General features: G+C 70.0%; 25 protein-coding genes. 5 read left to right on the top strand and 20 right to left on the bottom strand.

All coding sequences use genetic code 11. The annotated features are described in order from the left end of the window. The 9 genes from ABD108_RS21605 to lspA all read right to left on the bottom strand — a co-directional run. Positions 1 to 1,101: serine/threonine-protein kinase (locus ABD108_RS21605; protein ID WP_343931350.1), on the bottom strand; the 1,101-nt coding region annotated here is incomplete at its 3' end. Between the two features lie 86 nt (positions 1,102 to 1,187). After that, positions 1,188 to 3,008 carry an ABC transporter ATP-binding protein gene (locus ABD108_RS21600; protein ID WP_343931349.1) on the bottom strand — a complete coding sequence of 607 codons (1,821 nt, stop codon included), beginning with the start codon at positions 3,006 to 3,008 and terminating at the stop codon, positions 1,188 to 1,190. Continuing rightward, complete coding sequence (locus ABD108_RS21595) at positions 3,005 to 4,738, bottom strand: ABC transporter ATP-binding protein (RefSeq protein ID WP_343931348.1); 1,734 nt, start codon at positions 4,736 to 4,738, stop codon at positions 3,005 to 3,007. The genes ABD108_RS21600 and ABD108_RS21595 overlap by 4 nt, the downstream gene beginning before the upstream one ends. Continuing rightward, positions 4,735 to 5,367, bottom strand: a complete 633-nt coding sequence (locus tag ABD108_RS21590; protein WP_343931347.1) for a TetR/AcrR family transcriptional regulator — start codon at positions 5,365 to 5,367, stop codon at positions 4,735 to 4,737. The genes ABD108_RS21595 and ABD108_RS21590 overlap by 4 nt, the downstream gene beginning before the upstream one ends. 117 nt (positions 5,368 to 5,484) lie before the next feature. Then, entirely contained in the window at positions 5,485 to 6,834 is a 1,350-nt protein-coding gene (locus ABD108_RS21585) for a DUF1731 domain-containing protein (RefSeq protein ID WP_343931346.1), read from the bottom strand. Between the two features lie 115 nt (positions 6,835 to 6,949). Then, entirely contained in the window at positions 6,950 to 7,516 is a 567-nt protein-coding gene (locus tag ABD108_RS21580; protein ID WP_305112086.1) for a hypothetical protein, read from the bottom strand. A 27-nt stretch (positions 7,517 to 7,543) separates the two neighbouring features. Further along, on the bottom strand, positions 7,544 to 8,206 hold the full coding sequence (locus tag ABD108_RS21575) for a hypothetical protein (RefSeq protein ID WP_305112087.1): 663 nt from the start codon (positions 8,204 to 8,206) through the stop codon (positions 7,544 to 7,546). Next, entirely contained in the window at positions 8,203 to 9,129 is a 927-nt protein-coding gene (locus tag ABD108_RS21570) for an RluA family pseudouridine synthase (RefSeq protein ID WP_220655779.1), read from the bottom strand. The genes ABD108_RS21575 and ABD108_RS21570 overlap by 4 nt, the downstream gene beginning before the upstream one ends. Beyond that, positions 9,122 to 9,676, bottom strand: coding sequence for a signal peptidase II (gene lspA, locus ABD108_RS21565; RefSeq protein WP_305112088.1), 555 nt, complete (start codon positions 9,674 to 9,676; stop codon positions 9,122 to 9,124). Before lspA ends, ABD108_RS21570 begins: the two co-directional genes overlap by 8 nt. Between lspA and ABD108_RS21560 the strand changes: the two genes are divergently transcribed. After that, a complete protein-coding gene (locus tag ABD108_RS21560; protein WP_220655781.1) occupies positions 9,675 to 10,673 on the top strand; it encodes a hypothetical protein in 999 nt (332 codons plus the stop codon). The two genes, lspA and ABD108_RS21560, sit on opposite strands and share 2 nt — an antisense overlap. Positions 10,674 to 10,677: 4 nt before the next feature. Here the strand turns inward: ABD108_RS21560 and ABD108_RS21555 are convergent, their stop codons facing one another. Further along, positions 10,678 to 11,178: a WKL family lipoprotein gene (locus ABD108_RS21555; RefSeq protein WP_305112089.1), complete on the bottom strand. Its 501-nt coding sequence runs from the start codon at positions 11,176 to 11,178 to the stop codon at positions 10,678 to 10,680. 140 nt (positions 11,179 to 11,318) lie between these two features. Between ABD108_RS21555 and ABD108_RS21550 the strand changes: the two genes are divergently transcribed. Then, positions 11,319 to 12,266: an asparaginase domain-containing protein gene (locus tag ABD108_RS21550; protein WP_343931345.1), complete on the top strand. Its 948-nt coding sequence runs from the start codon at positions 11,319 to 11,321 to the stop codon at positions 12,264 to 12,266. A 3-nt stretch (positions 12,267 to 12,269) separates the two neighbouring features. Here the strand turns inward: ABD108_RS21550 and ABD108_RS21545 are convergent, their stop codons facing one another. Then, positions 12,270 to 13,070: a DUF6891 domain-containing protein gene (locus ABD108_RS21545; RefSeq protein ID WP_343931344.1), complete on the bottom strand. Its 801-nt coding sequence runs from the start codon at positions 13,068 to 13,070 to the stop codon at positions 12,270 to 12,272. A 101-nt stretch (positions 13,071 to 13,171) separates the two neighbouring features. On the opposite strand from ABD108_RS21545, the gene ABD108_RS21540 reads away from it, so the two are divergent. The 3 genes from ABD108_RS21540 to ABD108_RS21530 all read left to right on the top strand — a co-directional run bounded on the left by ABD108_RS21540 (position 13,172) and on the right by ABD108_RS21530 (position 15,265). After that, positions 13,172 to 13,561: an SRPBCC family protein gene (locus ABD108_RS21540; protein WP_220655785.1), complete on the top strand. Its 390-nt coding sequence runs from the start codon at positions 13,172 to 13,174 to the stop codon at positions 13,559 to 13,561. Positions 13,562 to 13,649: 88 nt separating this feature from the next. Further along, entirely contained in the window at positions 13,650 to 14,090 is a 441-nt protein-coding gene (locus tag ABD108_RS21535) for a DUF222 domain-containing protein (RefSeq protein ID WP_255585452.1), read from the top strand. Continuing rightward, positions 14,087 to 15,265 carry an HNH endonuclease signature motif containing protein gene (locus ABD108_RS21530; protein WP_255585453.1) on the top strand — a complete coding sequence of 393 codons (1,179 nt, stop codon included), beginning with the start codon at positions 14,087 to 14,089 and terminating at the stop codon, positions 15,263 to 15,265. Before ABD108_RS21535 ends, ABD108_RS21530 begins: the two co-directional genes overlap by 4 nt. A 13-nt stretch (positions 15,266 to 15,278) precedes the next feature. Here ABD108_RS21530 and ABD108_RS21525 read toward each other — a convergent pair whose 3' ends face one another. From ABD108_RS21525 to ftsZ, 9 genes are all read right to left on the bottom strand, one after another. After that, on the bottom strand, positions 15,279 to 16,697 hold the full coding sequence (locus ABD108_RS21525; protein WP_220655786.1) for a DNA polymerase IV: 1,419 nt from the start codon (positions 16,695 to 16,697) through the stop codon (positions 15,279 to 15,281). Further along, positions 16,666 to 19,788, bottom strand: coding sequence for an isoleucine--tRNA ligase (gene ileS / locus ABD108_RS21520; protein WP_255585707.1), 3,123 nt, complete (start codon positions 19,786 to 19,788; stop codon positions 16,666 to 16,668). The genes ABD108_RS21525 and ileS overlap by 32 nt, the downstream gene beginning before the upstream one ends. 250 nt (positions 19,789 to 20,038) lie before the next feature. Next, a complete protein-coding gene (locus tag ABD108_RS21515; protein ID WP_220655788.1) occupies positions 20,039 to 20,698 on the bottom strand; it encodes a hypothetical protein in 660 nt (219 codons plus the stop codon). A 27-nt stretch (positions 20,699 to 20,725) separates the two neighbouring features. Beyond that, complete coding sequence (wag31, locus tag ABD108_RS21510) at positions 20,726 to 21,523, bottom strand: DivIVA-like cell division protein Wag31 (protein WP_220655789.1); 798 nt, start codon at positions 21,521 to 21,523, stop codon at positions 20,726 to 20,728. A gap of 158 nt (positions 21,524 to 21,681) precedes the next feature. After that, complete coding sequence (locus tag ABD108_RS21505) at positions 21,682 to 21,981, bottom strand: YggT family protein (RefSeq protein WP_220655790.1); 300 nt, start codon at positions 21,979 to 21,981, stop codon at positions 21,682 to 21,684. 22 nt (positions 21,982 to 22,003) lie between these two features. Then, on the bottom strand, positions 22,004 to 22,678 hold the full coding sequence (locus ABD108_RS21500) for a cell division protein SepF (protein WP_220655791.1): 675 nt from the start codon (positions 22,676 to 22,678) through the stop codon (positions 22,004 to 22,006). Positions 22,679 to 22,730: 52 nt separating this feature from the next. Further along, positions 22,731 to 23,441 (bottom strand): YggS family pyridoxal phosphate-dependent enzyme, encoded by a 711-nt coding sequence (locus ABD108_RS21495; RefSeq protein ID WP_220655792.1) that lies wholly within the window; start codon positions 23,439 to 23,441, stop codon positions 22,731 to 22,733. Next, the gene (pgeF, locus tag ABD108_RS21490) at positions 23,438 to 24,199 is read right to left on the bottom strand and encodes a peptidoglycan editing factor PgeF (protein ID WP_220655793.1); all 762 of its coding nucleotides are present in this window, start codon (positions 24,197 to 24,199) and stop codon (positions 23,438 to 23,440) included. Before pgeF ends, ABD108_RS21495 begins: the two co-directional genes overlap by 4 nt. A gap of 36 nt (positions 24,200 to 24,235) precedes the next feature. Next, the gene (gene ftsZ, locus ABD108_RS21485; RefSeq protein ID WP_220655794.1) at positions 24,236 to 25,384 is read right to left on the bottom strand and encodes a cell division protein FtsZ; all 1,149 of its coding nucleotides are present in this window, start codon (positions 25,382 to 25,384) and stop codon (positions 24,236 to 24,238) included. Positions 25,385 to 25,561: the final 177 nt, after the last annotated feature.

The raw sequence follows: 25,561 nt of genomic DNA, 5'->3' as shown, positions 1-25,561 counted from the left end.
CGGCATCGCCCCCGACGGGACGCCCGGCCGGTGCATCGGCTGGGGCGCGGCCTGCGGTGGTGCGGGCCGCGCGGCGGGCACGCCCGCGCGGTTGGCCTGGCCGCGGATGCCGGGCGCCACCGACCTGGGAACCGGGGACGACGGACGGCTCGCGACGGGCGGCTGCGGACCCGAGGGGTGGCCGGGACCGGGCACATAGCCCGGCCGGGGCGCCGGACGGGCGGGCGGCATCCGCCGGTTCTGCGGGGCCGCCATCGCGGACCGCAGCGCCGTGGTGAATTCCTTGCAGGTGGCGAACCGCTCCGCCGGGGTCTTCGCCAGGCCGCGCGCCACCACCGCGTCGACCGCGGGCGGCACCCCGTCGCGGATCTGCGAGATCCTCGGCGGCGGCGCGTTGAAGTGCGCGTCGATCACGGCGTCCGTGCTGGCACCCGAGTACGGCACCTTGCCGGTGACGAGGTGGAAGAAGGTGGCCGCGAGCGAGTACTGATCGGACCGGGCGTCGAGGTCCTCGCCGCACAGCTGCTCCGGTGAGGCGTACGCGAGGGTGGCGAGCACCGTGCCGACGGCGGTGAGCTGCGAGGCCTCGTCACCGCCCTTGGCGACGCCGAAATCGGTGAGCAGCACGCGCTGCCCGTCACCGTCGTCCCCGTCGTCGGTGGAGACCAGGATGTTGGCGGGTTTGATGTCGCGGTGCAACAGCCCGGCCTTGTGCGCGTGGTCGAGGCCGCGCGCCACCTGCCCGACGATGTGCACGGCGGTGGCCGGTTCGAGTCCGGCCGGCGTGCGCTTGAGCAGGACCGAGCAATCGTCGCCCTGCACGTACTGCATGGCGATCCACAGCATCGCGCCCTGGCTACCGCGGTTGTAGATGGTGACGATGCTCGGATGATCGAGCCGCGCTGCGAGTTCCGCCTCCCGCAGGAAGCGCTTGCGGAAGCCCTCGTCGCCCACGTAGCCGGAGCTGAGCACCTTGAGGGCGTCGTGCCTCGGCAGCTCGGGGTGCTTGGCGAGGTACACGGATCCCATGCCGCCGGAACCCAGCGGTCGCTCGATCCGATAACCGCCGACCACCGTTCCGGGTGCGAGTTGATCCTTCATCGTCGCCGCTTCTGCCCCACATCGTCCGTTTCTCTGCGGCCAAGCCTAGCGTGCACCCTTGCCGCTTCCTTGGCAACGACCTGCGGTCAGATCTCGACCCCCTCGAACTGCGCCCGGTACAGCCGCGCGTAGGCACCACCCGCGGCCAGCAGCTCGTCGTGCGAGCCCTGCTCCGCGATCCGCCCGTGGTCCATGACCACGATCACATCCGCGTCGCGGATGGTCGAGAGACGGTGTGCGATCACGAAGCTGGTGCGATCGGCCCGCAGCGCGTGCATGGCCTGCTGCAGCAGCACCTCGGTGCGCGTGTCCACGGAGCTGGTGGCCTCGTCGAGGATGAGGATCGCGGGCTCCGCCAGGAAGGCGCGAGCGATCGTGATCAGCTGCCGCTCACCGGCGGAGACGCTCCCCGACTCGTCGTCGAGCACGGTGTCGTAGCCGTCGGGCAGCGAGCGCACGAACCGGTCGACGAAGGTGGCGCGCGCGGCGGCGTGCACCTCCTCGTCGGTGGCGTCGAGGCGGCCGTAGCGGATGTTGTCGGCGATGGTGCCCTCGAACAGCCAGGTGTCCTGCAGCACCATGCCGATCTGCTGCCGCAGGTCGGCGCGACTCACCTCCGCGATATCGGTGCCGTCGATGGTGATCCGGCCGCCGCTGAGCTCGTAGAACCTGAGGATGAGGTTGACCAGGGTGGTCTTGCCGGCGCCGGTGTGGCCCACGATGGCGACGGTGCGGCCCGGCTCGGCCACCAGGTCGAGGTGCTCGATGAGCGGCTCGTCGGGTGTGTACCCGAAGGCGACGTCCTCGAAGGTGACCCGGCCCCGGGTGGGCGTGGGCAGGGTGCCCGGCAGATCCGCCACCTCGTCCTCGGCGTCGAGCACCTTGAAGACGCGCTCGGCCGAGGCGACGCCCGACTGAAGCAGGTTGACCATCGACGCCATCTGGGTGAGCGGCTGGGTGAACTGCCGCGAGTACTGGATGAAGGCGATCACATCGCCGAGTGACATCGAGCCCGAGGCCACACGCAGGCCGCCGACCACGCAGATGGCGACGTACTGCAGATTGCCGACGAACATCGAGATCGGCATCACGAGCCCGGACAGGAACTGCGCCTTGTAACTCGCCGTCATCAGCGCGTCGTTCTCGACGTCGAAGCGCTGCTTGACCGCATCGCGGCGGCCGAACACCGTCACCAGATCGTGACCCGAGAAGGCCTCCTCCACCTGGCCGTTGAGCGCGCCGGTGTGCTGCCACTGCCCCACGAAGTGCTTCTGGCTGCGCTTCATGATCTGGCCGGTGAGGATCACCACGAGCGGGATCACCAGAATCGCGACCAGCGTGAGCACCGGGGACACGACGAGCATCATCACGAGCACGCCGATCACGGTGAGGGCGGAGATGATGAGCTGCCCCAGCGCCTGTGTGAGCGACTGGCCGAGGTTGTCGATGTCGTTGGTGACGCGGGAGAGCAGCTCGCCGCGGGGCTGCTTGTCGAAGTAGCTCAGCGGCAGCCGGTTCAGCTTCTCCTCGACCTCGCGGCGCAGTTCGTACATCACCTTCTGCACCGCGCCGTTGAGCAGGTAGCCCTCGATGTACTGCAGCAGCGAGCTGCCGACGTACAGCGCGACCACCCAGATCAGGATGCTGCCCACCCGATCGAAATCGATACCGGGTCCGCCCTGGCGGGACGCGAGGAAACCGTCGTAGATCGCGTCGACGGCCGAGCCGATCACCTTCGGCGCCAGGACGGCCGCCACCACGGAACCCACGGCGAGCAGCACGGCGGCGACCACGGCGGACCGCTGGGATTCGAGCATGCCCAGGAGACGTTTGAGGGAGGGCCAGAAGGTCATCGGCTTCTGGCCGGGGGCGCCTGCGGTGGCCGCGCGGCTTCCGGGGCCGGTCATGCTGCACTCGATTCGGCGGCTTGGCTGCCGGCTATCTCCTGATAGGTGGGGCAGGTTTCGAGGAGTTCGTCGTGGGTGCCGAGGCCGACCACCGCACCGTCGTCGAGGACGACGATCTTGTCGGCGCCGGCGATGGTCGAGATGCGTTGCGCCACGACGAAGACGGTGGACTCGCGGGTGTGCGGCGCGAGCGCCGCTCGGAGCTTCGCATCGGTCGCGAGGTCGAGCGCGGAGAAGCTGTCGTCGAACAGGTACACCGCGGGCTTGGCGACCAGCGCGCGGGCGATGGCGAGCCGTTGCCGTTGTCCGCCGGAGACGTTGGTGCCGCCCTGCGCGATGGGCGCGTCGAGGCCGCCCATCTCGGCGACGAAGTCCGATGCCTGCGCGATCGCCAGCGCCTCGTGCAGCTGTTCGTCGGTGGCATCGGGGTCGCCGTACCGCAGATTGGTGGCGACGGTGCCCGTGAACAGGTACGGACGCTGCGGCACCAGACCGATGTGGCCCCAGAGGGCGTCGGGCCGGATGTCGGTGATGTTCACCCCGTCGTAGCGGACGGCACCGCCGGTCACGTCGAAGAGCCGGGCCAGCAGGTTGATCAGCGTGGTCTTTCCCGCTCCGGTGGAGCCGATGATCGCGATCGTCTCCCCCGGCGCCGCGGTGAGGTCGATCTCGCGGAGCACCGGTTCCTGCGCGCCCGGGTAGGTCAGCGAGACCCGATCGAGCTCGATGTTGCCGGTGATCCGTTGCAGCGGAGCGGGGTCCGCGGGCGGCGCGACGGTGGGGACGGTGTCGAGGACCTCGGTGATGCGGTCGGCGGCGACGGAGGCACGCGGCACCAGCATCACCATGAACGTGGCCATCATGACCGACATGAGGATCTGCATCATGTACTGCATGTAGGCGGTGACCTCGCCGATCTGGGCGCTCCCGTCCGAGATGAGGTGCGAGCCGAACCACCACACGGCCACCGTGGACAGGTTGAGCACCAGCATCACCCAGGGGAACATCACGGCCATGAGCCGCATCACCCGGATGCTGGACTCGGTGAGTTCGCCGTTGGCCTTCTCGAACCGCTCCCGCTCGACGGGCTCGCGGACGAAGGCGCGGATCACGCGCACACCGGCGAGCTGTTCGCGCAGCACGCGATTCACCGCGTCGAGCCGGGTCTGCACCTGGCGGAAGCCGGGGATCATCTGCGCGATCACCACGCCGAGCACCGCCACCAGGAGCGGCACCGCGACCACCATGAGCCAGGACAGTTGCGCGTTCTCCCGCACCGCCATGATGACGCCGCCGACGGCCATGAACGGAGCCTGAATCATCATCGACAGGGTCATCAGGACCAGCAGCTGCACCTGTTGGACGTCGTTGGTGGTCCGGGTGATCAGCGACGCCGCACCGAATTTCGACACCTCGCGGCCGGAGAAGCCGCCGACGGTGTCGAACAGTGCCCCGCGGGTGTCCCGGCCGAAGGCCATCGAGGTGCGGGCGCCGAAATACGTCGCTCCGGCGGCCGCGATCACCTGGAGCAGGGTGACCGCCAGCATGATGCCGCCCATCCGCCAGATGTAGCCGGTGTCCCCCGGAGTGACGCCGAGGTCCACGATCTTGGCATTGATCGAGGGCAGTGCGAGGTTGGCGATGACGCTGACGAGCTGGAAGGCGGCCACGGCCCACAACCACGGTTTGTACGGCCGTAGGTGGCCGGCGATGAGTCGGATGAGGGTCACGGGGCGGTCCTGTCGACTGAGAGGGCTGGGCGGGCTGAGATTCCGTCGAGGAGCACGTCGACGATGCGCTGCGGGGTGAGGACGGCACCCTCACTGATGTGCGGGTGGCTGCCGGAGAAGGTGAGCAGCCGGAGCAGGTGGATGGCCTCTTCCGGATCGACCGCCAGCTGATCGGCGTCGTCGCCGATCACGCCGCGTAGGCGCCGCAGGAGGGCGGGACCGCCCTCGCGGGCCTTGCGCCGGGCGTCGTCGGTCCGGGTGTGCGGGGGCGAGACGATGCCCAACGCGTCCATGAGCCCGAAGATGCGCTGGAACCGCTGCTGAATGAGTTCGGTGAACCGGTACAGGCGTTCGCGCAGCGGAAGGGCGGGGTCGATGGCGTCGATCGCGTCGAGCAGGTCGTCGGGGGCGAAGCTCTCGGCCATCACGGCGTCGAGCAGTGCGTCCTTGGACTCGAAGACGCGGAAGATGGTGCCCTCCGCCACCCCGGCGTGCTGCGCGATCTGCTTGGTGGTGGGCACGGTGCCGTATTCGAGCAGGGCGTCGCGAGTGGCGGCGATCAGCGCCGCACGCCGCTCGTCGGGCGGCAGATGCGGCGCGCGGGGACGGGTGTCTTCGGCGGCGGGCACGATGCCGAGGGTATCTAAATGAGTGAGCACTCACAACTGGATTACGCCGAGCGCGAACCGGCGCCCCGAATGTCCGGTTCGCGCTGCGGCCCTGCGGAATCGCTCGCGCCGGCCGATTCAGCCGAGCAGGTCCGCCAGCGCCTCGTCGATGGACGGATGGCGGAATTCGAATCCGGCGGCGGGCAGCACTGTCGAGGTGGCGTGCCGTCCCGTGAGCCCGAGCGCGGGATCGCTGCGCATCGCCAGGGCACCGAGGGCCAGCACGGGCGCCGGCGTCGCGGGCGCGGGCGGCCGGTGCAGGGTGCGGCGCAGGGCACGCATGAGGTCGGCGTTGCGCACCGGGTTCGGCGCCGCGGCCACCACCACCCCGTCGGGCAGGTCCACCCCCGCCTCGATGCCGAGCCCCGCGCGCACGAGCGCGAGCCAGTCGTCGATGTGGATCCAGCTGAACCACTGCCTACCGTCACCGAGGCTGCCGCCGAGGAAGGCACGGGTGACCCCGACCATCTTCGCCATCGCCGGCGATTCGGTGTCGAGCACGATGGACGTGCGGATCACGCTGAGCCGCTGGGTGTTCGCGCCTGCGACGGCCTCCTCCCAGGGCCGGGCGACGCCCGTCATCTGGGGCAGCCCCGGATCGGGCAGCGGCGTCTCCTCGGTGCACCGCGACTCCCCCGCGTCGCTCCAGATCGCGGTGGTACTCGCCTGCACCCACCGGGCGACCGGCCGGCCGGCCGCGGCCTCGACCAGTGCTCGGGTGGCGTCCACGCGGCTGGCGGTGAGCGCGGCGATGTTCTGCGCGGTGGGCCGGCAGTCGACCAGTTTTCCGGCGAGGTTGATCACCGCCGTGTCCGGGCGTTCGAGCACTGCCGACCACGGTCCGACGGTGTGCCCGTCCCAGGTGACCTGGAGATACGGGATGTCGGCGCGGAGGGCGCGGGTGAGGATGGTGACGTCGTGGCCGCGGCAGGTGAGATCCGCGGCGATGCGCTGTCCGAGGGCGCCGGTGCCGCCCGCGATCACCACGTTGAGTGGGCGTGCCGCCCGCGGCGGTCCGGCGAGACCGGCCAAGCGGGCGAGACTCGCGTCGGCGGCGGCGGCGAACCGTCGTCCGACGAGCCGGTCGTAGAGCGGTGCGGACGGGCCGTCGACGGTGACGGTCTGTGTGACCTCGGTGCCGCCGGGGGCGGGCGCGAGGTCCCAGCGGACCGTGGTGGACGCGCCGGGCTGGTCCTGGGTGATGGCCAGTGCGCGGTGCGGGTCGAGCACGGTGATGCGGGCGGGCGGCGCGAGCCTGCGGTGCACCCAGTCGCCCGACATCGCGGGCACCCAGTCGACTTCGGCGCCGACCGCGACATTCTCCGGTGCGACGATCGATGCGACGAAGGGTTGCCAGTGCGGCAACCGCCCGAGGTCGGCGATCGTCCCCCAGATCGCCTCGGGCGCAAGTGCGATGAATCTCCTCATTCGATGTTCAGTCCCCATGCCATCGACGCTAGTTCGCGATCGCGGGGAATCACTGCGCTTCAGCGGAGATCATTCTCACATCGTGAGATTTCACTCGTGGGTGCTTCCTGCGCGATCAGGTCGTGACCACGGAGAGGCTCACTCGGCTCCGGTCGCCCGGCCTGAGTTGAGCGGTCACCGACACGTACGTACCTCGTGGTCGCGCATCGACCACGGTGACCTTTCCGCACCGCTCGAGATCACCTGGGCCCACTCGGCGGGCCAGGATGTCGGGCATCGGTGCGCCTCCGGCCTCGTCCCCGAGCCCCTGGGGCGATGCCGGCTCCGATGCCGGGCCCGCGCTCGGCAGTTCCGTGAACACCACCGGCGCCGGCGGAGAGCTGCAGTCGGGTGCGTAGTCCCGGACCCGCCGCGGTCCGAGTCCACCGATGAACCGATCGACGTCGGCGGTCCGCGCATCGAAGGTCGCGCTCAGGGACGGGTCGAGGAAATCGGAGACGTAGGTCGCGGTGACGAGGCTGATGTCCTCCGGGAGCGCGACGCCGGTCCAGCCCTCCGTCATCGTGCGCACGTCGTCCTCATCCGCCGGATGTGAGGTCGGGCCCTCCTCGATGCAGGCCGTCGTCAACGGCAGCAGCACCAGCAGTCCCGCCCCCAGCAATCCTCGCCCCCGCGTGGTCATCTCACCACGGTACCGAGCCGCGGCGCCTCAGGCCGGTGGCACGGGAGCGTCGTCCGCGCCCGGTTCGGCGCGCTCGGTGAACGACGGGAGCAGGGGCGCCACGGCGAAGACGCCGCCGCCGTCGGGCAGCACCTGCACCGCACGGACACCCGGTCCGGACGCGGCGGTGCGCAGGGCATCGCCGGTGCCGTGCACCACCACGCCGACCACGGCGGGCACACCAGCACGTAGGCGTGACACCGACACGCGCGCGATCGCCTCGCCGCGATCACCCGGGAGAACGAGCGAGGGAACGGCGTAGGACGCGAGTTCGTTCACGGCGGCGAGCCCCGCCGCGCTCTGGCCGGGCGGCACCGTCGTCATCGGGGTCTGGACGCCGGGGATCGGCACGCGCACCAGCACCCGGCCGATCCGGTCCAGACCGGGGGCCTCGCCGAACCGCTGCCACACCTCGCCCGGCGACCACTCGGCGGCCGGCGAGATCAGCGCCCAGCGCCGCTCACCGGCGGGGGCCGCGGCGAGGCTCCGCGCGGCGACTCCGAGGTACTTCTCGATCGGCTGGCCCGCGTCGGGCCCCAGCCGGTCGTCGCTGAACCGCGGGGCGGGCTGCGGCGTCACCGAACCCAGCCAGTAGGCGAGCCCGAGCGCCACGGCGAGCACCGCGGCGACGGGCGCCCAGGTGCGGATCACGCGTCGCGCAGGACGTCCAGGGCGTGCTGCAGATCGTCCGGGTAGGGCGAGGTGAACTCCACGTACTCCCCCTTGGTGGGGTGCGTGAAGCCGAGGGTGCGGGCGTGCAGCCACTGCCGCTCCAGGCCGAGCCGCTTGGCCAGTACCGGATCGCAGCCGTAGGTCTGATCGCCGCAACAAGGGTGATGCAGCGCCGCGAAGTGCACGCGGATCTGGTGCGTGCGACCGGTTTCCAGGTGCACGTCCAACAGCGTGGCGGCCTGGAAGGCCTCGATCGTGTCGTAGTGCGTGATCGACGGTTTACCGTCCTTGGTGACCGCGAACTTCCAGTCCGAGCTGCGGTGCCGGCCGATCGGCGCGTCGATGGTGCCGGACATCGGATCGGGGTGCCCCTGCACCAGCGCGTGGTACCGCTTGTCGACGGTGCGCTGCTTGAACGCCCGCTTGAGCACGGTGTAGGCGTGCTCGGAGACGGCGACGGCCATGACGCCGGAGGTCCCGACGTCGAGGCGGTGCACGATGCCCTGGCGCTCGGGCGCACCCGAGGTGGAGATCCGGAAGCCGGCGGCGGCGAGGCCGCCGATCACCGTCGGGCCGGTCCAGCCGACGGAGGCGTGCGCGGCGACCCCCACGGGCTTGTCCACGACCACGATGTCGTCATCGGAGTAGATGATGTTCATCCCGGGGACGGGTTCGGCGACGATCTCCAGCGGCCGGGCGGGCTCGGGCAGGGTCACATCGAGCAGGGCGCCGGCGCGCAGCTTGTCGGATTTGCCGACCGCCGCACCGTCGAGGGTCACCGATCCCTCGGCCGCGAGCTCCGAGACCACGGTGCGCGAGAGGCCGAGGAGGCGGGCGACGCCCGCGTCGACGCGGAGGCCGTCGAGGCCGTCGGGCACCGGCATGGTGCGTGATTCACGCATCGGCGGACTCCTCGTTGGTGGTGGTGACCTTCTTCTCGCCGAAGCCCTCGTACGGGTCCTTACCGAACAGGGTGAGCACCACCAGCAGCGCGGCTCCGGTGGTGATCGCGCAGTCGGCGGTGTTGAACACCGGGAACCAGTCGCCCACCGAGAAGAAGTCGATGACGTGGCCCCGGAACACGCCCGGGGCACGGAAGATGCGGTCGGTGAGGTTGCCCAGCGCGCCGCCGAGCACGAGCCCGAGGCCCACTGCCCACGGGAGCGAGGTGAGCTTCGAGCCCATGTGCACGATCCAGGCGACCACGCACACCGCCACGATCGTGAGCACCCAGGTGTAGCCCGTGGCCATCGAGAACGCCGCGCCCGGGTTCTTGATGAAGATCAGGCTGAACGGACCGAGCACGTGGATCCGCTCGCCGTATTCCATGTTCCGCACGGCGTAGGTCTTGGCGGCGAGGTCGATCAGCCACGCCGTGACCGCCACGACGGCGAGCAGGACGCGCGGGTCGCGGTACCAGCGCGGTCTCTCGGTTGGGCTCGAATCCATGACTTCCATCATCCACTACGGTGGCGGTGTGCATGGCAGGCGGTTACAGGTGGTGGCGGCACTCACAGCGGTCGCGGTGGGTTCCGCGGCGTGCGGATCCTCGGAGGGCGGCGCGCCGGCATCGTCGTCCCCGCCCGCAGCGGCGTCGCACGCGGCACCGGCCGCCGCGGCGGGATGCGCGGCGAATCCGCCCGCGCTTCCCGCGAACGCGACCACCATCGACGTACCGCAGGCCACGGTCACCGTCGACGCGCCGGGCTCCGGCGACCGGCGCACCGTGGCGGTCAACCCCACCCGCACCTCCGCATCGACCCTGTTCACCAACTCCTTGCAGGTGTCGATGGTGGCGAACGATCCGCCGTCGGGCGGCAACCGCGATGTGACGCTGCCGATCGTGGCCCAGCCGAGCTGCGCCGATCCGCTGGAGTCCACCCTGTACTTCGGCGCTCCCACCTCCACCGACGCCGGGATGACCAAGGCGCTGGCCCCACAGGACGGGCAGATCGCGCGGATGAAGCTCACCCCGGGCGGCGAGGTGCGCTCGTTCACGATCGCGGCGCCCCCGGGGATCGCCACCGAGGCGCAGGCGGCGTTCGAGCAGGCGCTGCTGCAGACCTTCCTGCGCGCGATCCCGCTGCCCGCCGAGCCGGTGGGAGCGGGCGCGACCTGGACGGCGATCCGCAAGATCCGCGCCGATAGCGACCTGACCCAGACCATGAAGGTGAGCCTCGGCGGCACCGTCGAGCGGCCGGCCGTCACCGCCGTGATCGACGAGGAACCCGACGGCTCGGTGTTCCGGGTGCCCGGCAGCAACACCACGCTCACCATCGAGAGCTACACCAGCGCGGGCAACGGATCGGCGACCCTCGACCCCGCGCTCGCCGTCCCCGTGGACGGCGGCGTCCAGCTGGAGGGCGGTCGCACCCTGGTGGGCGACGATCCGGCGCGCAAGCTGACCCAGAAGACGGGTTCGGTGTACCGCTGGACGGCGCGGTAGCCGCTCAGCCGCAGGACGGGGCGCTGCGTCCCACCTGGGCGACGATGTCGCACGCGTAATCGCGCTGCAGCTTCCAACCGCCCTCGAAGACGAAGGTCGCGTACGCGGTCTGGTTGGCGCCGCCGACGAGCCCGGACACCGGCGCCCTCGACACGCCGAACTCCTCGAGCACGGGCTTACCGATGTGCCACGTGAACTGCGGGTTGTTCTGCCGCAGCCGGACCAGCTCGTCGAACAGCGGCGCATCGGCCGGCGTCGCGCCCTGGACGAGATCGACCTTCGCTGCGGAGGGCACGCTCGGGTCCACGGCACGTTCGAGCATGGCTTCGAGCTGCGCGGCGGACGGCGCCCGATCGGGACTCGTGGACGGATTCTCCGCCTGGGCGGCGACGGTGGCCGTGGTGCCCATCGGGCTCGGAGGCGACGCGGAGTTCTGGCTCGCGCAGCCCGCCAGCAGGGCGGCGAGGGCCACGGTCGGTGCCAGCGCACGGCTCAAGCCCGTCATCGTTCCCACCTCCTGCTCGTTCTCCCGCCCGCTCGTTCCGGCGGCCTCCACTATGCCAAGGGGGCGCGGAGCCGTCGACGGGGCCTGCGACACCTGAGCGAAGTTTGACGCAGCAGCCGCGCACCCGCGAAGCTGCTCCCATGGTGGAAGTGGTCGTGATCGCCGCAGGCGGCACCATCGCGAGTCGCGACGACGGCACGGGGACCGCGGTGGCGGCCGATACCGGGGCCGATCTGGTGTCCTCGCTGCCGGGCGCGCCGGCCGGTCTCGAGGTGACGGTGCGCGATGTGGTGACCGTCGATTCGTCGGCGCTCACGCTCGATCAGTTGGACGCGATCCGTGCGGCGGTCGCGCAGGCGCTGGAATCGCCGGACGTGGCGGGTGTGGTGGTGACGCACGGCACCGACACCATGGAGGAGACCTCGCTGCTGGTGGACCTCTCGCACGGCGATCCGCGGCCCGTGGTCTTCACCGGGGCGCAGCACGCCGCCGACTCACCGCTGGCCGACGGTCCGGCGAATCTGGCCGAGGCGATCACCGTGGCCGCCGCCCCGGAGTACCGCGGGCTCGGGGTGCTGCTGTCGTTCGCGGGCCACGTGCAGACGGTCCGCGGTCTGGCCAAGGTCTCGACCGTGGCGCCGCAGCCCTTCGAGGGCGGCCTCCCCGTGGCCGAGCTCGGGGGCACCGCACCGAATCGTCTCCTCACCAAGCCGATGCCGGTCGCCGGGGTGCGGGTGGACATCGTCGCCTCGTACCCGGGCGCCGACGGTGCGCTCGTGGATGCCGCGGTGGCGGCCGGCGCGGACGGCATCGTGTTGGTGGGCACGGGAAGCGGCAATACGACGGTGGCGCTGGCCGATGCGGTGCGGCGCGCGATCGCCGCAGGGGTGGTGGTCGCGGTGTCGACGCGCGTGTGCACCGGCGAGGTCGACGCGGGCTACGGCGGGGGCGGCGGTGCAGCCGATCTCGTGGCCGCCGGGGCCGTCATGTCGCGGCGGTTGCGGCCGGGGCAGGCCCGGATCGTGCTGCTGGCGCTGCTGGCCGCGGGCGTCGGGCCCCGGTGGATCGCGGCGTACCTCGGCCGCTGACCGTCAGAACCGGAAACCGAATCGACGGGGCCGCTTCGGTTCCGGCTCGGGTTCCGGCTTCGGTTCTGGCTCCGACTCCGGCTCGTTCGCGGCGTCGGTCTCGGGTGGCGGAACGCCCTCGAACACCGGACCGTCCTCGGGAAGCGGTCGCCGCCAGTCCATGTCGATGACCTTGATCCGATTGCCGGTATCACCGTCCCAGTCGTAGCGCAGGCCCTGCGCGTCCAGCGCGGAGGTGATCGCGGCGGCGAGATCGTCGAAGGTCCGCTCGTAGTGCGCGGACATCTTCCGGGCGTCGCCCCGGGACCGTTCGAGCTCATCGGGATCGATCGACGGTGACGGACCGAAGGATCCGTAGCCGAGGTAGACGCCGGCCTTGCCGTAGGCGAGTTCGACCGCGTCCTGCTGGGTGAAGTAGACGTAGCCCCATTCGTCACCGGTGCGCTCGTCGCCGATCTCCTCATCGGCGCAGGTCCGGCAGCAGGTGAAGTTCTGCCGGACGACGAGGCCGTGCGCCGCGATCGCCTCGCAGGCCGCGTCGAACCGCACCCAATCGCCGGGACCGTCCGACCTGTCGAGATGGGCCTGATACTTCTCCCGTGCGGTCTGCACGATGTCACGCGCGTCCTGCGGCTCCATCCCCGCGGCCTCCATCACCCCGGCGGCGTGCTCGGCGGTGAGATAGCCGGGGTAGACGAGCATCGACGCCGCGCGGAGACGGTCCTCCGGCAGGATCCGCACCAGCGTTCCGAAGCGCAACATCTCGGGCACGACCTGGTTCTGCTGCGCGAAGCGATTCGCCATGCATGCACGATAACGGACACGGTATTGGCACTTTCGGATCGCCACCGCGGTCCGCCCGATCCCGACGTGCGGGGTCGAGCACCGTGGGTAGCGTGGCCGGTATGCCCGAGCAGTCGCGCCACATCAGCATCGTGATCGAGCGTCCCGCGCTGGAGGTGTACGCCTTCGCCCGGGATCCCGAGAACCTGCCGCTGTGGGCGGCGGGCCTCGCGACGGGCGTGCGGCACGACGGAGACGACCTCATCACCGACTCCCCGATGGGCGAGGTGCGCGTGCGGTTCGCGAACGACAACGAGTACGGCGTACTCGACCACGACGTGACGCTCCCCGACGGCACGGTGGTCAACAATCCGCTCCGGGTACTGCGGCACCCCGACGGGGCCGAGGTGCTGTTCACCGTGCGGCGTCTCGGTGCGAGCGATACGGACTTCGACCGCGATTGCGGCACAGTGCGATCGGATCTCGAGCGCCTGCGAGGCCTCCTGCTCTAGATCAGTTCCATCGCGATAGAACGCACATTCGACTGTGCGGCAGATTCTCGAACCGGCCGGTAGATTGGAGTCAGTGAGAGGAGGGGCCATGTCGAACGAGACCTGCACTGCAGCCGAATATCTCGACGCGCTCACCCTCTTCGAACAGGCCGCATTCCGCCTGGCTCAGGCGGATCCGGTGATGCTCGACTCCCGAGCGGTCCTGGGCGCGCTCGGCCGGCTCGAAGCGGCGGCGCGCACGGTGCCGTACAGCCAGCACCTACTCGCTCAGGTCGGAGCGGAGCAGGACCTGCCCGGGCAACTGGGCTACACGGGATTGAAGGAACTGCTCGTCGACCAGCTCCATCTGGCCGGTCCAGAGGCACGGAACAGAATCCACGGGGCACGCGATCGTGTCCCCCAGCACTCGAGATCCGTTCCGCCCGAACCGAGATACGCACTGGTTTCGGATGCGCAGCGCGCCGGAACGATCTCGGAGCGGCATGCGCTCGCGATCGAGCGGGTGTTCGCGTCTGCCGGAAGACCATGACCCCGGAGAACGCCGAGATCCTCGAGGGCATTCTGGTTGCGGCCGCGCAGGACACCACCCCGGAGGACGTCGCCAAGGTGGGCAGGCACGCCATCGACCTCATCGATCCCGACGGTGCCGAGCCCAAGGACGAGGTGATCGCCCGCGCCCGCAGCTTCCATCTGGGGCGGCAGGACGACGATCTGATGTCCGGGATCGAGGGCGCGCTGACCCCGGAGTGCCGGGCACTGCTCGACACGGTCTTCGCGAAGTTCGGCCGCCCCGGAGTGAACAACCCGGCGGATGCGGCGAATCCGGTGGACATCGGAGACGCCGATGCGGTGCGTGCAGCCGCGAGGCGTGATCACCGCAATGTGTCGCAGCGCAATCACGATGCGCTCGTGCATGCCCTGAACATCGCGATCGGATCGGGCGCGCTGGGGCAGCACCGCGGCGTTCCCTGCGTACCGATCATCACGCTCGGGATCGACCAGCTCGAATCCGCGACCGGGATCGCGACCACCGCCACCGGAGGCCGCCTGCCCGTGGCCGATGCGCTGCGCATGATGGGCGCGAATCCGAAGTACGTTCTGGTCTTGGATCTCGCCTCCCGGCCGCTGTTCCTGGGCCGCGAGAAGCGCCTGGCTTCCACCGATCAGCGGATCGCGCTGTACGGATCGGACCAGGGGTGCACCGCACCGGGATGCGACGCACCCGCGACACGCTGCCAGGTGCATCACATCAACGAATGGGCCGACGGCGGCGCCACCGACATCACCACGCTGACCCTCGCGTGCGACGCCCACCACGGGAAAGTCACACCGGATACCGCCGATTTCCCGCGCGGATGGGAGACGATCACCGTGCCCGGCGGTGAGTTCGCGGGACGGACCGGCTGGCGGCGCACCACCGATCCGTCCCAGCAACACCGCGTGAACCACACGCACCGTCCCGAGGAGCTTTTCCGGCAGGCCCTCGCGCACTGGCGCCGCAGCCGCGAGCGGTATCAGAACGTGTGGCGGCGGGAAGATCTCCGCGTGCAGCACCTCCACTTCGTCGGCACGATCCACGACGACATCGCCGCGATGCTCGACGGCCCGCACGGCCCGCCCGTGCTCGAAGCCCTTCTCGCCGAACACGATGCCGACAATGCCTGGCGACTCGGCGAGCCCGCTCAATCCGCGGTCGCGGCCTGAGCGCGGGTGCCGATCAGTCGTCCTCGTCGACGTGCAGGTGTTCGGCGGACCAGTCCAACGAGTCGAGAGGATCGGCCTCGCGGAGATCGGGATCGTCGGCACGGAAGCTGCGCATGCGGCCGGGTCCGGAACCACGGGTCTCGAAGCGGACGCTGAGCACGCCGTGCCCCGCCCCCTGCACCCAGCCGTGCCCGAACTCGGGGTGCCGCACATCCATACCGGTGCGCCAGCCCACGACGGCCGCCGGAACCGCGGCACCGTCGAGCACCTCGGCCGCCTCCGCAGCGGCTTCGTCGGCCTCCCCCGCTGCGGCCGGCTCGTCGCCGAACAGGGTGAACTGCTCGATGCTGCTCAGCCCGGAGAAGCCCACCCCTACCAGGCGCAGACCGCCGATCTCCACGGGATCGAGCGCGAGGCGCTGCGCGGTGGCGGTCAACACGGCCGCATCGGTCGTGGCCGAGGGCAGCGTGGCGGACCGCGTCAGGATCGACATATCGGACCGCTTCAGTTTCAGCACCACCGTGCGCGCCCCGCGTCCATCGCGGCGCAGCCGGCGCACCGCATGCTCGGCGCTCCGGTCGATCTCGCGACGCAACGCCGCCATCGTGGTCACGTCCACCTCCAGCGTGTGCTCCGCGCTGATCGACTTCGCCTCGGTCCGCGTCTCGATCGGGCGGTTGTCCTCGCCCCGCGCCAACCGGTGCAACGCCGGTCCCAGCGTGGCACCCAGCACCGAGACCACCTCCACCTCGCTCATCGCGGCGAACTGGCCGATGGTCTCAATCCCCAAGCGCGACAGCCGCTCCCCCGCCACCGGGCCGATGCCCCACAGCTTGCGCACGGGCAACGGATACAGCATCGCCTCCTGCGCGGCGGGCGGAATCACCGAAACCCCGTCGGGCTTGGCGAGGCCGGAGGCGATCTTGGCGGCCTGTTTGCCCGCGCCCGCGCCGACCGATGCCACCAGCCCCGTCGCGCCACGGATCCGCGCCCGCAGCTCCTCCGCGAAGGCCACCACCTCGGTCGACGAGGCCCCCACCAGCTCGGCCGGTTCGCCGAAGGCCTCGTCGAAGGACAGCGTCTCGACCACCGGGATCAGCTCGCGCACCGTCGCGAAGACGCGGCGGCTCACCACCCCGTACAGGGCTCCGCGCGGCGGCAGCACCACCGCGCTCGCCCCCACCAGCCGCCGCGCCTGATGCATCGGCATCGCCGACCGCGCGCCGAAAACACGCGCCTCGTAGGAGCATCCCGCCACCACACCGCGGCCGCCGATCCCGCCCACCAGCACGGGGCGGCCGCGCAGGGTGGGGCGGGTCAGCTGCTCACAGGACGCGAAGAAGGCGTCCATATCGAAGTGCAGCACCCAGCGGGCGCTGCTGTCCGAGGACGCTCCGGCGTCAGGCCTTGGTGAGTCGGCCCCGGACGCCATCGCCCAGATCCACTCCGTCGGTCACCGGACCGAACTCGAGCGACGTCGCGAGCACCTCGCCCGCAATCAGCTCGCGGTGCGCCTGCGCGGCGGCCAGATGCTCCTCGGGCACGTCGAGCACGAGCGCGATGCGATCACTCACGTCGAGCCCGGCGGCGCGGCGCGCCTCCTGCAGCTCGCGGATGCGGTCCTTGGCCCAGCCCTCGGCCTCCAGCTCGGCGTCGACCGTGAGGTCGAGCACCACGAGGCCTGCGCCGTCGGGCAGCTCGGCGGTCGAATCGGGCGCGGCGGCCACGAGCTTGCGCGTGTACTCGCCGTCCTGGAGCTCGATCCCGGCCGCAGTCACCACCCCGTCGGACACGGTGTAGTCGCCCGACTTCACCGCCTTGATCACCGTCTGCACGTCCTTGCCCAGACGCGGCCCGGCGGCGCGTGCGTTCACCGCGATCTCGACCTTGCCGAAAGCATCGGCATCACTGGAGATCTGCACGTCCCGCACGTTCACCTCGTCGGCGATGATCGACGCGAACGGGGCCAGCTTCTCGGCGTCGCGGCCGGCGACGGTGAGCGAGTGCAGCGGCAGCCGCACGCGCAGCTTGTTCGCCTTGCGCACCGAGGAGGCGACCGAGCACACGTCCCGGACCTCGTCCATCGCCGCGACGAGGGCGGGATCGGCGGGCAGCTCGGACGCCGACGGCCAGTCGGTCAGGTGCACCGACTCGCCGCCCGTGAGACCGCGCCACATGGCCTCGGTGGCCATGGGGAGCAGCGGCGCCGCGAGCCGGCACGTGGTCTCCAGCACCGTGTACAGGGTGTCGAAGGCACCGTCGTCCGAGCCGTCCCAGAACCGTGCCCGCGAGCGACGCACGTACCAGTTGGTGAGCGCGTCCACGAACAGCCGCAGTTCCTCGCAGGCGTCGGCGATGTTGCAGGTGTCGAGCGCCTCGGTCATGGCGTCGCGGGTCTGCGCCAGCTTGGCGAGGATGTACCGGTCCAGCACGTCCTGCGAATCGGTGCGCCAGGTGGCCGGCTTCTCCGCGTACAGCTGCAGGAACGAGTAGGCGTTCCACAGCGGCAGCAGCGTCTGCCGCACGCCGTCGCGGATGCCCTGCTCGGTGACCACCAGGTTGCCGCCGCGCAGGATGGGCGAGGCCATGAGGAACCAGCGCATGGCGTCGGAGCCGTCGCGGTTGAAGACCTCGTTGACGTCCGGGTAGTTCCGCTTGGACTTGGACATCTTGAGGCCGTCGTGGCCGAGCACGATGCCGTGTGCCGCGACCGTGCGGAAGGCGGCGCTGTCGAACAGGGCCGTCGCCAGCACGTGCAGGTTGTAGAACCAGCCCTTGGTCTGCCCGTTGTACTCGACGATGAAGTCGCCAGGGAAGTGACTGTCGAACCACTCCTGGTTCTCGAACGGGTAGTGCACCTGCGCGAAGGGCATCGAGCCGGACTCGAACCAGCAGTCCAGGACCTCGGGGACGCGGCGCATGGTCGAGTTCCCGCTCGGGTCGTCGGGGTTCGGCCGGGTCAGCTCGTCGATGTACGGGCGGTGCAGGTTGGTCGGGCGCACGCCGAAGTCGCGCTCCAGCTCGTCCAGCGAACCGTAGACGTCGACCCGCGGGTACTGCGGATCGTCGGACACCCACACCGGGATGGGCGCACCCCAGTAGCGGTTGCGGCTGATGTTCCAGTCGCGGGCGCCCTCCACCCACTTGCCGAACTGGCCGTCGCGGATGTGGGCGGGGTTCCAGGTGATGTCCTGGTTCAGCTCCAGCATGCGCGGGATGATCTTGGTGACCTCGACGAACCACGAGGGCACGGCCATGTAGATCAGCGGCTGCCCGGAGCGCCAGGAGTGCGGGTAGCTGTGCTCGATGGTCTCGTGGCGCAGCAGCCGGCCCTTGGCCTTGAGGTCCTTGCTGATCACCGGGTTCGCCTCGAAAACCTGCAGGCCCTCGTACGGCGGCACGGCGGCGGTGAACTTGCCGCCCGGGTCCAGCGGCTGCACGACCTCGATGCCGTACTTGCCGGTGGCCAGCTCCATGTCCTCCTCGCCGAAGGCGGGCGCGAGGTGCACCACGCCGGTACCGGAGTCGGTGGTCACGTAGTCGGCGAGCAGCGTGACGTGCGCCTTGGGGTGGCCGGCGAAGAAGTCGAAGGGCGGCTCGTAGGCGGCGAACTCCAGCTCGCGCCCCTTGTAGCTCCCCTTGACCTCCGGCGTCTCCCCCAGCTCGCGGGCGTAGTGGCCCAGCCGGGCCTCGGCCAGCAGGTAGTCGTGCCCTTCGAAAGCAGAGCCTTCCTGAGCCGTCACGTGCACGTAGTCCAGGTCCGGATGCACGGCGATGGCGAGGTTCGACGGCAGCGTCCAGGGCGTGGTGGTCCAGATCAGGGCCTCGACACCGTCGAGCGCCTCCAGCGAGGTGCCCTTGGTGCGCAAGGGCATGCCGACGGTGACCGCCGGGTCCTGGCGCATCTTGTAGGCGTCGTCCAGCTTGCTCTCCTGGTTGGAGAGCGGAGTCTGCTCGTACCAGGAGTACGGCAGCACGCGGTAGCCCTGGTAGATCAGGCCCTTGTCGTGCAACGTCTTGAACGCCCACATGACGGACTCCATGAAGTCCAGGTCGAGCGTCTTGTAGTCGTTGTCGAAGTCCACCCAGCGGGCCTGGCGGGTGACGTACTGGCGCCACTCCTCCGTGTACCGCAGCACCGAGGTGCGGCAGTAGTCGTTGAACTTCTCCACGCCCATGGTCTCGATCTCGGACTTGTCCTTGATCCCCAGCTGGCGCTCGGCCTCGAGCTCGGCGGGCAGGCCGTGGGTGTCCCAGCCGAAGCGGCGGTCCACCTTCTTGCCGCGCATGGTCTGGTAGCGCGGGACGAGGTCCTTGACGTAGCCGGTGAGCAGGTGGCCGTAGTGCGGCAGGCCGTTGGCGAAGGGCGGACCGTCGTAGAAGACGAATTCCTCGTCGTTCTCGCGGTTGGCGATGCTCTTGCGGAAGGTGTCGTTCGCCGCCCAGTAGGCGAGCACGCGCTCCTCGAGATCGGGGAACGACGGTGCGCCGGATCGGGCGGGGGCGCCATCGTCGACCGTCATGTCGACCTGGGGATACGGGCGGCTGTTGCTCACTGCAGGCTCCTCGTGCCGTGTACTACCAGCACGGGGACGACGCCGACCTGTGGTCGGCAACCGCGGTACCACCCCGCTTGCGCCCTCCCGATGTCTCGGGGCGGCGCCACTTCACGTGGGCTGTGACGGGCCCGCCCGTCCGGTTCTACTGGGGCGTGCGCCCGTTCTTCCGGATGCTCCCCGGTGATGGCCGGATCAACGCACTATCAGGATAACGCTACTTCTTGCCGGGTTCTTCCGGCGGCTCCCACTCGGCGCCCCACGCCCGCTCATCCTCGATCTGGGGGATCTGATCGGTCATGTCGGGGTCGTAGCGGCCGGGCGCGAACAGGCCGCGGGTGGAATCGTCGTCGGTGTCGGCGGCCGATTCGTGCGACCACTGGTCCGCGGCACCGCCTCCGACGGCGAACTGTCCGGTCGCGGTGTCGTCGGCGTCGGTGGCCGGAGCGTCGTCGTGATGCCCGAACTCCTCGTGGCCGACGGTGCCCGCCTCGCGGACGGCGTCGGCATCACCGTCGGTGATCCGGGGGACGTGCTGGGTGATCTCGGCATCGCTCTCGCCGCCGATGAGCCCGCCCTGCGGTTCGACGGCGGGTTTCGCGGCGAGACCGGAGGGCCGATCGTCCGGCTCCCCGGCGGAATCGTCCTTCGGCTCGTCGCCCGGCGACCACCCGGGCTCGTCCTCGTCGCCGAGCTTCTTCGCGACGTTCTTATCGCGATCGGCGCGGCGGTAGGTCAGGACGTCGACGAGCAGCAGGACGACGCCGATGACCGAGACGACCACACACGCGATGGCGAGCCAGAGATTGGCCGTGACCAGGGCGACGATCAGCAGGACGAACCCGACGATCGTCGCCCCCAGCGCGGCTAACAGCATCCGTTATCGCCCCTCGGGTCGGTGCGACTACTTGAACGAGGGGTTGCCGCCCGAGCTGTTGCCCGGATCGTTGAAATCGCCACCGCGGCCCTGAGCGTGGTCGACCGGCGCAGCGGAGCGCAGCGACTGCAGCTCCTCCAGCTGGCCCTCGAGGTAGGTCTTGAGGCGGGTGCGGTACTCGCGCTCGTAGGTCTTGAGCTGCTCGATCCGACCCTCCAGCACCGTGCGCTGCTGGTTGATGGTGGTCATGATGTCGGTGTGCTTCTGCTCGGCCTCGGCCTGCAGGGCATCCGAACGCTCCTGCGCCTGGCGCAGCTGGTTCTCCGAGCGGGTCTGCGCATCCGCGAGCAGCGCATCCGACCGCTGGCGGGCGTCGGAGACCATCGACTCCGACTTCTGCCGGGCGTCGGTGACCATCGCCTCGGACTGCGAACGCGCGTCCGAGACGAGCTTCTCGGCCTCGGAGCGCGAGTTGTTGGTCAGACGATCAGCGGTGTCCTGCGCCAGGGCGAGCACGCGGGCGGCGCGGAGGTTGGCCTCCTCGTCGTTCGCGGGCGCCGCTTCCTGGACGGCGGGAGCGTTCGGCGATGCGAACGCGACGGTGCTGCCGGCCGACGGCTGGCCGCCACCGGCACGCGCATCGGCCAGCTCGCGCTCGAGCTCGGCGTTGCGCTGCTGCAGGTCGTTGTTCTCCTCGGTCAGCCGAGCCAGCTCGGTCTCGACCAGATCGAGGAACTGATCCACCTCGTCCTCGTTGTAGCCGCGCTTGCCAATCGGCGGCTTACTGAACGCAACGTTGCGCACATCGGCGGGTGTCAGCTTCATAGGTCGTTTCCCCTCAAATCGGCTGCTCGACAGATCCCAAGTCACTTGGGCCAACACTGTAACTGGTGCACATCCTGTCACACCAGACCCGTTTGTTCCTCATCACCCGGAATTCGGCGAGGAAATGACTGAATTCCGGGGACGTAGGGCCAGGTCATTCACGATGACGATGCAGCTGCAAGCTGAATCAGGTATCGCAGGACGGCGAGCAGGATGAACAACACCAGGTACGACAGGTCCAATTGGATCTGACCGAGCTTCAGCGGCGGTATGAACTTGCGCAGCAGTTTCAGCGGCGGATCCGTCACGGAGAAGATCGCCTCGAGCAGCACCGCGACGATGCCGGTCGGGTTCCAGTCCCGCGCGAACGACTTCACCACTTCGATCACCAAGCGGACGATCAGAAGGAAGGTGTAGACGCCCAGCAGGGCGTACAGGGTCAGCCAGATAGCTTGCACGAATACAGTCTGCCCGAATCCGTCAGCGGTTGTAGAAGCCGGTCTCCGCGATCCGCGCGCGATCCTCGGCGGTCACGTCGACATCGGAGGTGGCCAGCATGAAAACCTTGGTGGTGATCCGGTCGAAGGAGCCGTGCAGCGCGAAGGTCAGGCCGGCGGCGAAGTCGACGAGGCGCTTGGCATCGGCGTTGTCCATCGCGGTCAGGTCCATGATCACCGGGATGCCCTCGCGGAACCGCTCACCGATCGTGCGCGCCTCCTCGTACGAGGTGGGACGCAGCGTGGTGATGCGCGACATCGGGTTCTCCTGGCTCAGCACATCGGCGCGGGTGTCCATGGCGAGGGCGCCACGGGTCGAGGGGGCGACGGAACGCGAGGCGTCCCGCAGCGGCTCCAGGCGCGGCAGGCGCGGGGCCTCGGCGCGGGCGGGCTCGCGGTAGCGACCCTCGTAGCCGCCGTCGCGGTAGTAGCCGTCGTCGTAGGACTCGCGGCCGTAGCCGGCGTCGTAGGAGTCGTACTCCTCGGCGCGGCGGCCGTCGTAGGCGTAGCCGCGCTCACCGCGGTAGTCGGCGCCGAACTCGTCGTCGAGGCTGCGGCGGCCCCGGGGCTCGGGAGTCGCCTCGTCGATATAGCGGTCGTCGTACGCGTCCAGCGGAACCATGCCGAAGTACGCCTTGACCTTGTGCAGAGTGCTCATCTTTGCCCTTCCTCGGCGCCTGCATGGGCTGGTGTGACGGTTGTGACTGTCGTTATGGATGTGAGATTAGTGGGCGCTGCCCCAGAATCGCGGTTCCGACACGCACACACGTGGATCCGAGTTTCACGGCGAGCTCCAGGTCACCCGACATTCCCGCGGAGAAGACGTCGGCCGCCGGGTGATCGGCGCGCAGGCCCCGCCACAGACCGGCCAGTTCGTCGAAGGCGCGCTCCGGATCCGCTTCCAGCGGAGGCACTCCCATCACGCCGCGCAGCCGCAGCGAGGGCGCGGCGGCGATCGTGGTCACCAGGGCTTCGAGATCGGCGCGCGGTACTCCCCCACGCGCCGGGTCACCGTCGAGACTGATCTGGACGAGCACGTCGAGCGGGGCGCTGCGGTCGCCCCGGTCGAGCGCGGCGGCGGCCCCGCGCTCCAGCGCGTCGGTGAGCCGGATGCTGTCGACCGAGTGGACCATCGCCGCCCACCGCGCGACGGACTTGGCCTTGTTGCGCTGGATGTGCCCCAGCATGTGGAACCGGGCATCGCTCAGCTCGGCCGCCTTCGCCGCGGCCTCCTGTTCCCGGTTCTCGCCGAAGTCGGTGCAGCCCAACTCCTGCAGCAGCGCGACATCCGACGCGGGGAAGAACTTCGTGACCGGCAGCAGCGTCACCTCGGCGGGGGCGCGGCCGGCGTCGCGACAGGCGGTGTCGAGTCGAGCGCGGGTGGCGGCGAGGCCCGCCGCCAGCTCCTCGCGGCGGCTCACCGTGCGCTCGCGTCCCCGGTGCCGGGGTCGATCCAGATCACCGAGGCGATGCGACCGGTGGGGGCGCCCCGGCGGTGCGAGAACAGGGTGGGGTCGCTGATGGTGCAGCGCGGGTCCTCGGCGACCGCGGTCACGCCGAGACTCTGCAGCTGGCGCCGGATCCCGGCGCGCAGATCGAGTCCGTCGGTGCCCTTCTCGGTGCGGCAGCGACTGCCGGGCAGGTGCTCCTCGACATCGGCGGCCATGGAGGCGGGAACCTCGTACTTGCCGCCACTGGCGGCGGGGCCGAGGAAGGCACCGATGCGTTCGGGGCGGGCGCCGAGATCGCGCATCGCCTCGATCACCGTGGGCACGATGCCGATCCGCGCACCGACGCGGCCCGCGTGCACCGCGGCCAGGACGCCCGCTTCGTCGTCCGAGAGCAGGATGGGAACACAATCGGCGGTGAGCACCGCCAGCGCCAGCCCGGGCACGGTGGTCACCAGCGCGTCGGTGGCCTCGACGGGCTGCTCGCGCGGACCGTCGACCACGGTCACGGTGCGGCTGTGGATCTGTTCCATCCACACCACATGCCCTGGGGCGACGCCGATCTCACGCTCCAGCCGGAGCCGATTGGCCGCCACCGCCGCCGGATCGTCGCCGACGTGGTCGCCGAGATTGAAGGTGTCGTAGGGCGCCGCGGAGACGCCGCCCGCACGGGTGGTGGTCACCCGCCGCACGCGCGCGGAGACGACAGGTGTGCTCGCCGGATCAGTCATGCCTTCGAGGCTACCGATGCCCGCCCGGCGGGGTCGTCAGCGACGGCCCTGCAGGAACGACGGGACGTCGAGATCGTCCTCGTCGCCCGACTCACGGATGGAGGTGCGGGCCGGGAACGGATCGTCGGTGCGCGGGGGACGCGCGAAGACGTTGCCGCGCCCCGCATCCGGCGCCTCGGCGGCGTCGGGGGCGGTGTGCTGGCCGATGGTGCGTGCCGCGACCGTGCGGCGCACGGGTGCCGCGCCGTCGAAACCGGCGGCGATCACGGTGATCCGCACCTCGTCGCCGAGGTTGTCGTCGATCACGGTGCCGAAGATGATGTTGGCGTCCTCGTGCGAGGCCTCCTGCACCAGCGAAGCGGCCTCGTTGATCTCGAACAGGCCCAGGTCGCTGCCGCCGGCGATGGACATGAGCACGCCGTGCGCACCCTCCATCGAGGTCTCCAGCAGCGGCGAGTTCACGGCCTGCTCGGCGGCCTTGAGGGCGCGGCCCTCACCGCGCGCCGAGCCGATGCCCATGAGGGCGCTGCCCGCACCGGACATGACGCTCTTGACGTCGGCGAAGTCGACGTTGATCAGACCCGGCGTGGTGATCAGGTCGGTGATGCCCTGCACACCGTTGAGGAGCACCTCGTCGGCGCTCTTGAAGGCGTCCAGCGCCGAGAGATTCACATCGCCGAGCTGCAGCAGGCGATCGTTGGGGATCACGATCAGCGTGTCGCAGGACTCGCGCAGCGCGGTGATGCCGGCGTCGGCCTGCTTGCCGCGGCGCGCACCCTCGAAGGTGAACGGACGGGTCACGACACCCACGGTGAGCGCGCCCAGCTTGCGGGCGATGCTCGCGACGACGGGTGCGCCACCGGTGCCGGTACCGCCGCCCTCGCCCGCGGTCACGAAGACCATGTCGGCGCCTTTGAGGAGCTCCTCGATCTCGTCCTTGGCGTCCTCGGCGGCCTTGCGGCCCACCTCGGGATCGGCGCCGGCGCCGAGGCCGCGAGTGGACTCGCGGCCGACGTCCAACTTGACGTCGGCGTCGCTCATGATGAGCGCCTGGGCGTCGGTGTTGATGGCGATGAACTCGACACCCTTGAGGCCCTGTTCGATCATCCGGTTCACGGCGTTGACGCCGCCACCGCCGATGCCGACGACCTTGATTACGGCGAGGTAGTTGTGCGCGGCGGTCATGTTTCGCCTTCCTTGGATGTGCGGGTTGGTCTCGCGACCCTCCAGAACCCTAAACCTCAACCACAGGCTTAAAGTTATGTCAAGTAGCTGCTCTGAAACCAAGGTAGAGGCCCATGGGGCCCGATGCCCGCAGGCGCGTGGGCGTGTCGGCGAAAAACCGTGTCACATCGCCGCGAT

The organism is Tsukamurella strandjordii (genome assembly GCF_039525985.1).
GTDB classification, from domain to species: Bacteria; Actinomycetota; Actinomycetes; order Mycobacteriales; family Mycobacteriaceae; genus Tsukamurella; species Tsukamurella strandjordii.
The sequence above is the reverse complement of the archived record's forward strand: the minus strand, read 5'-3'. Positions and strand labels throughout refer to the sequence as shown.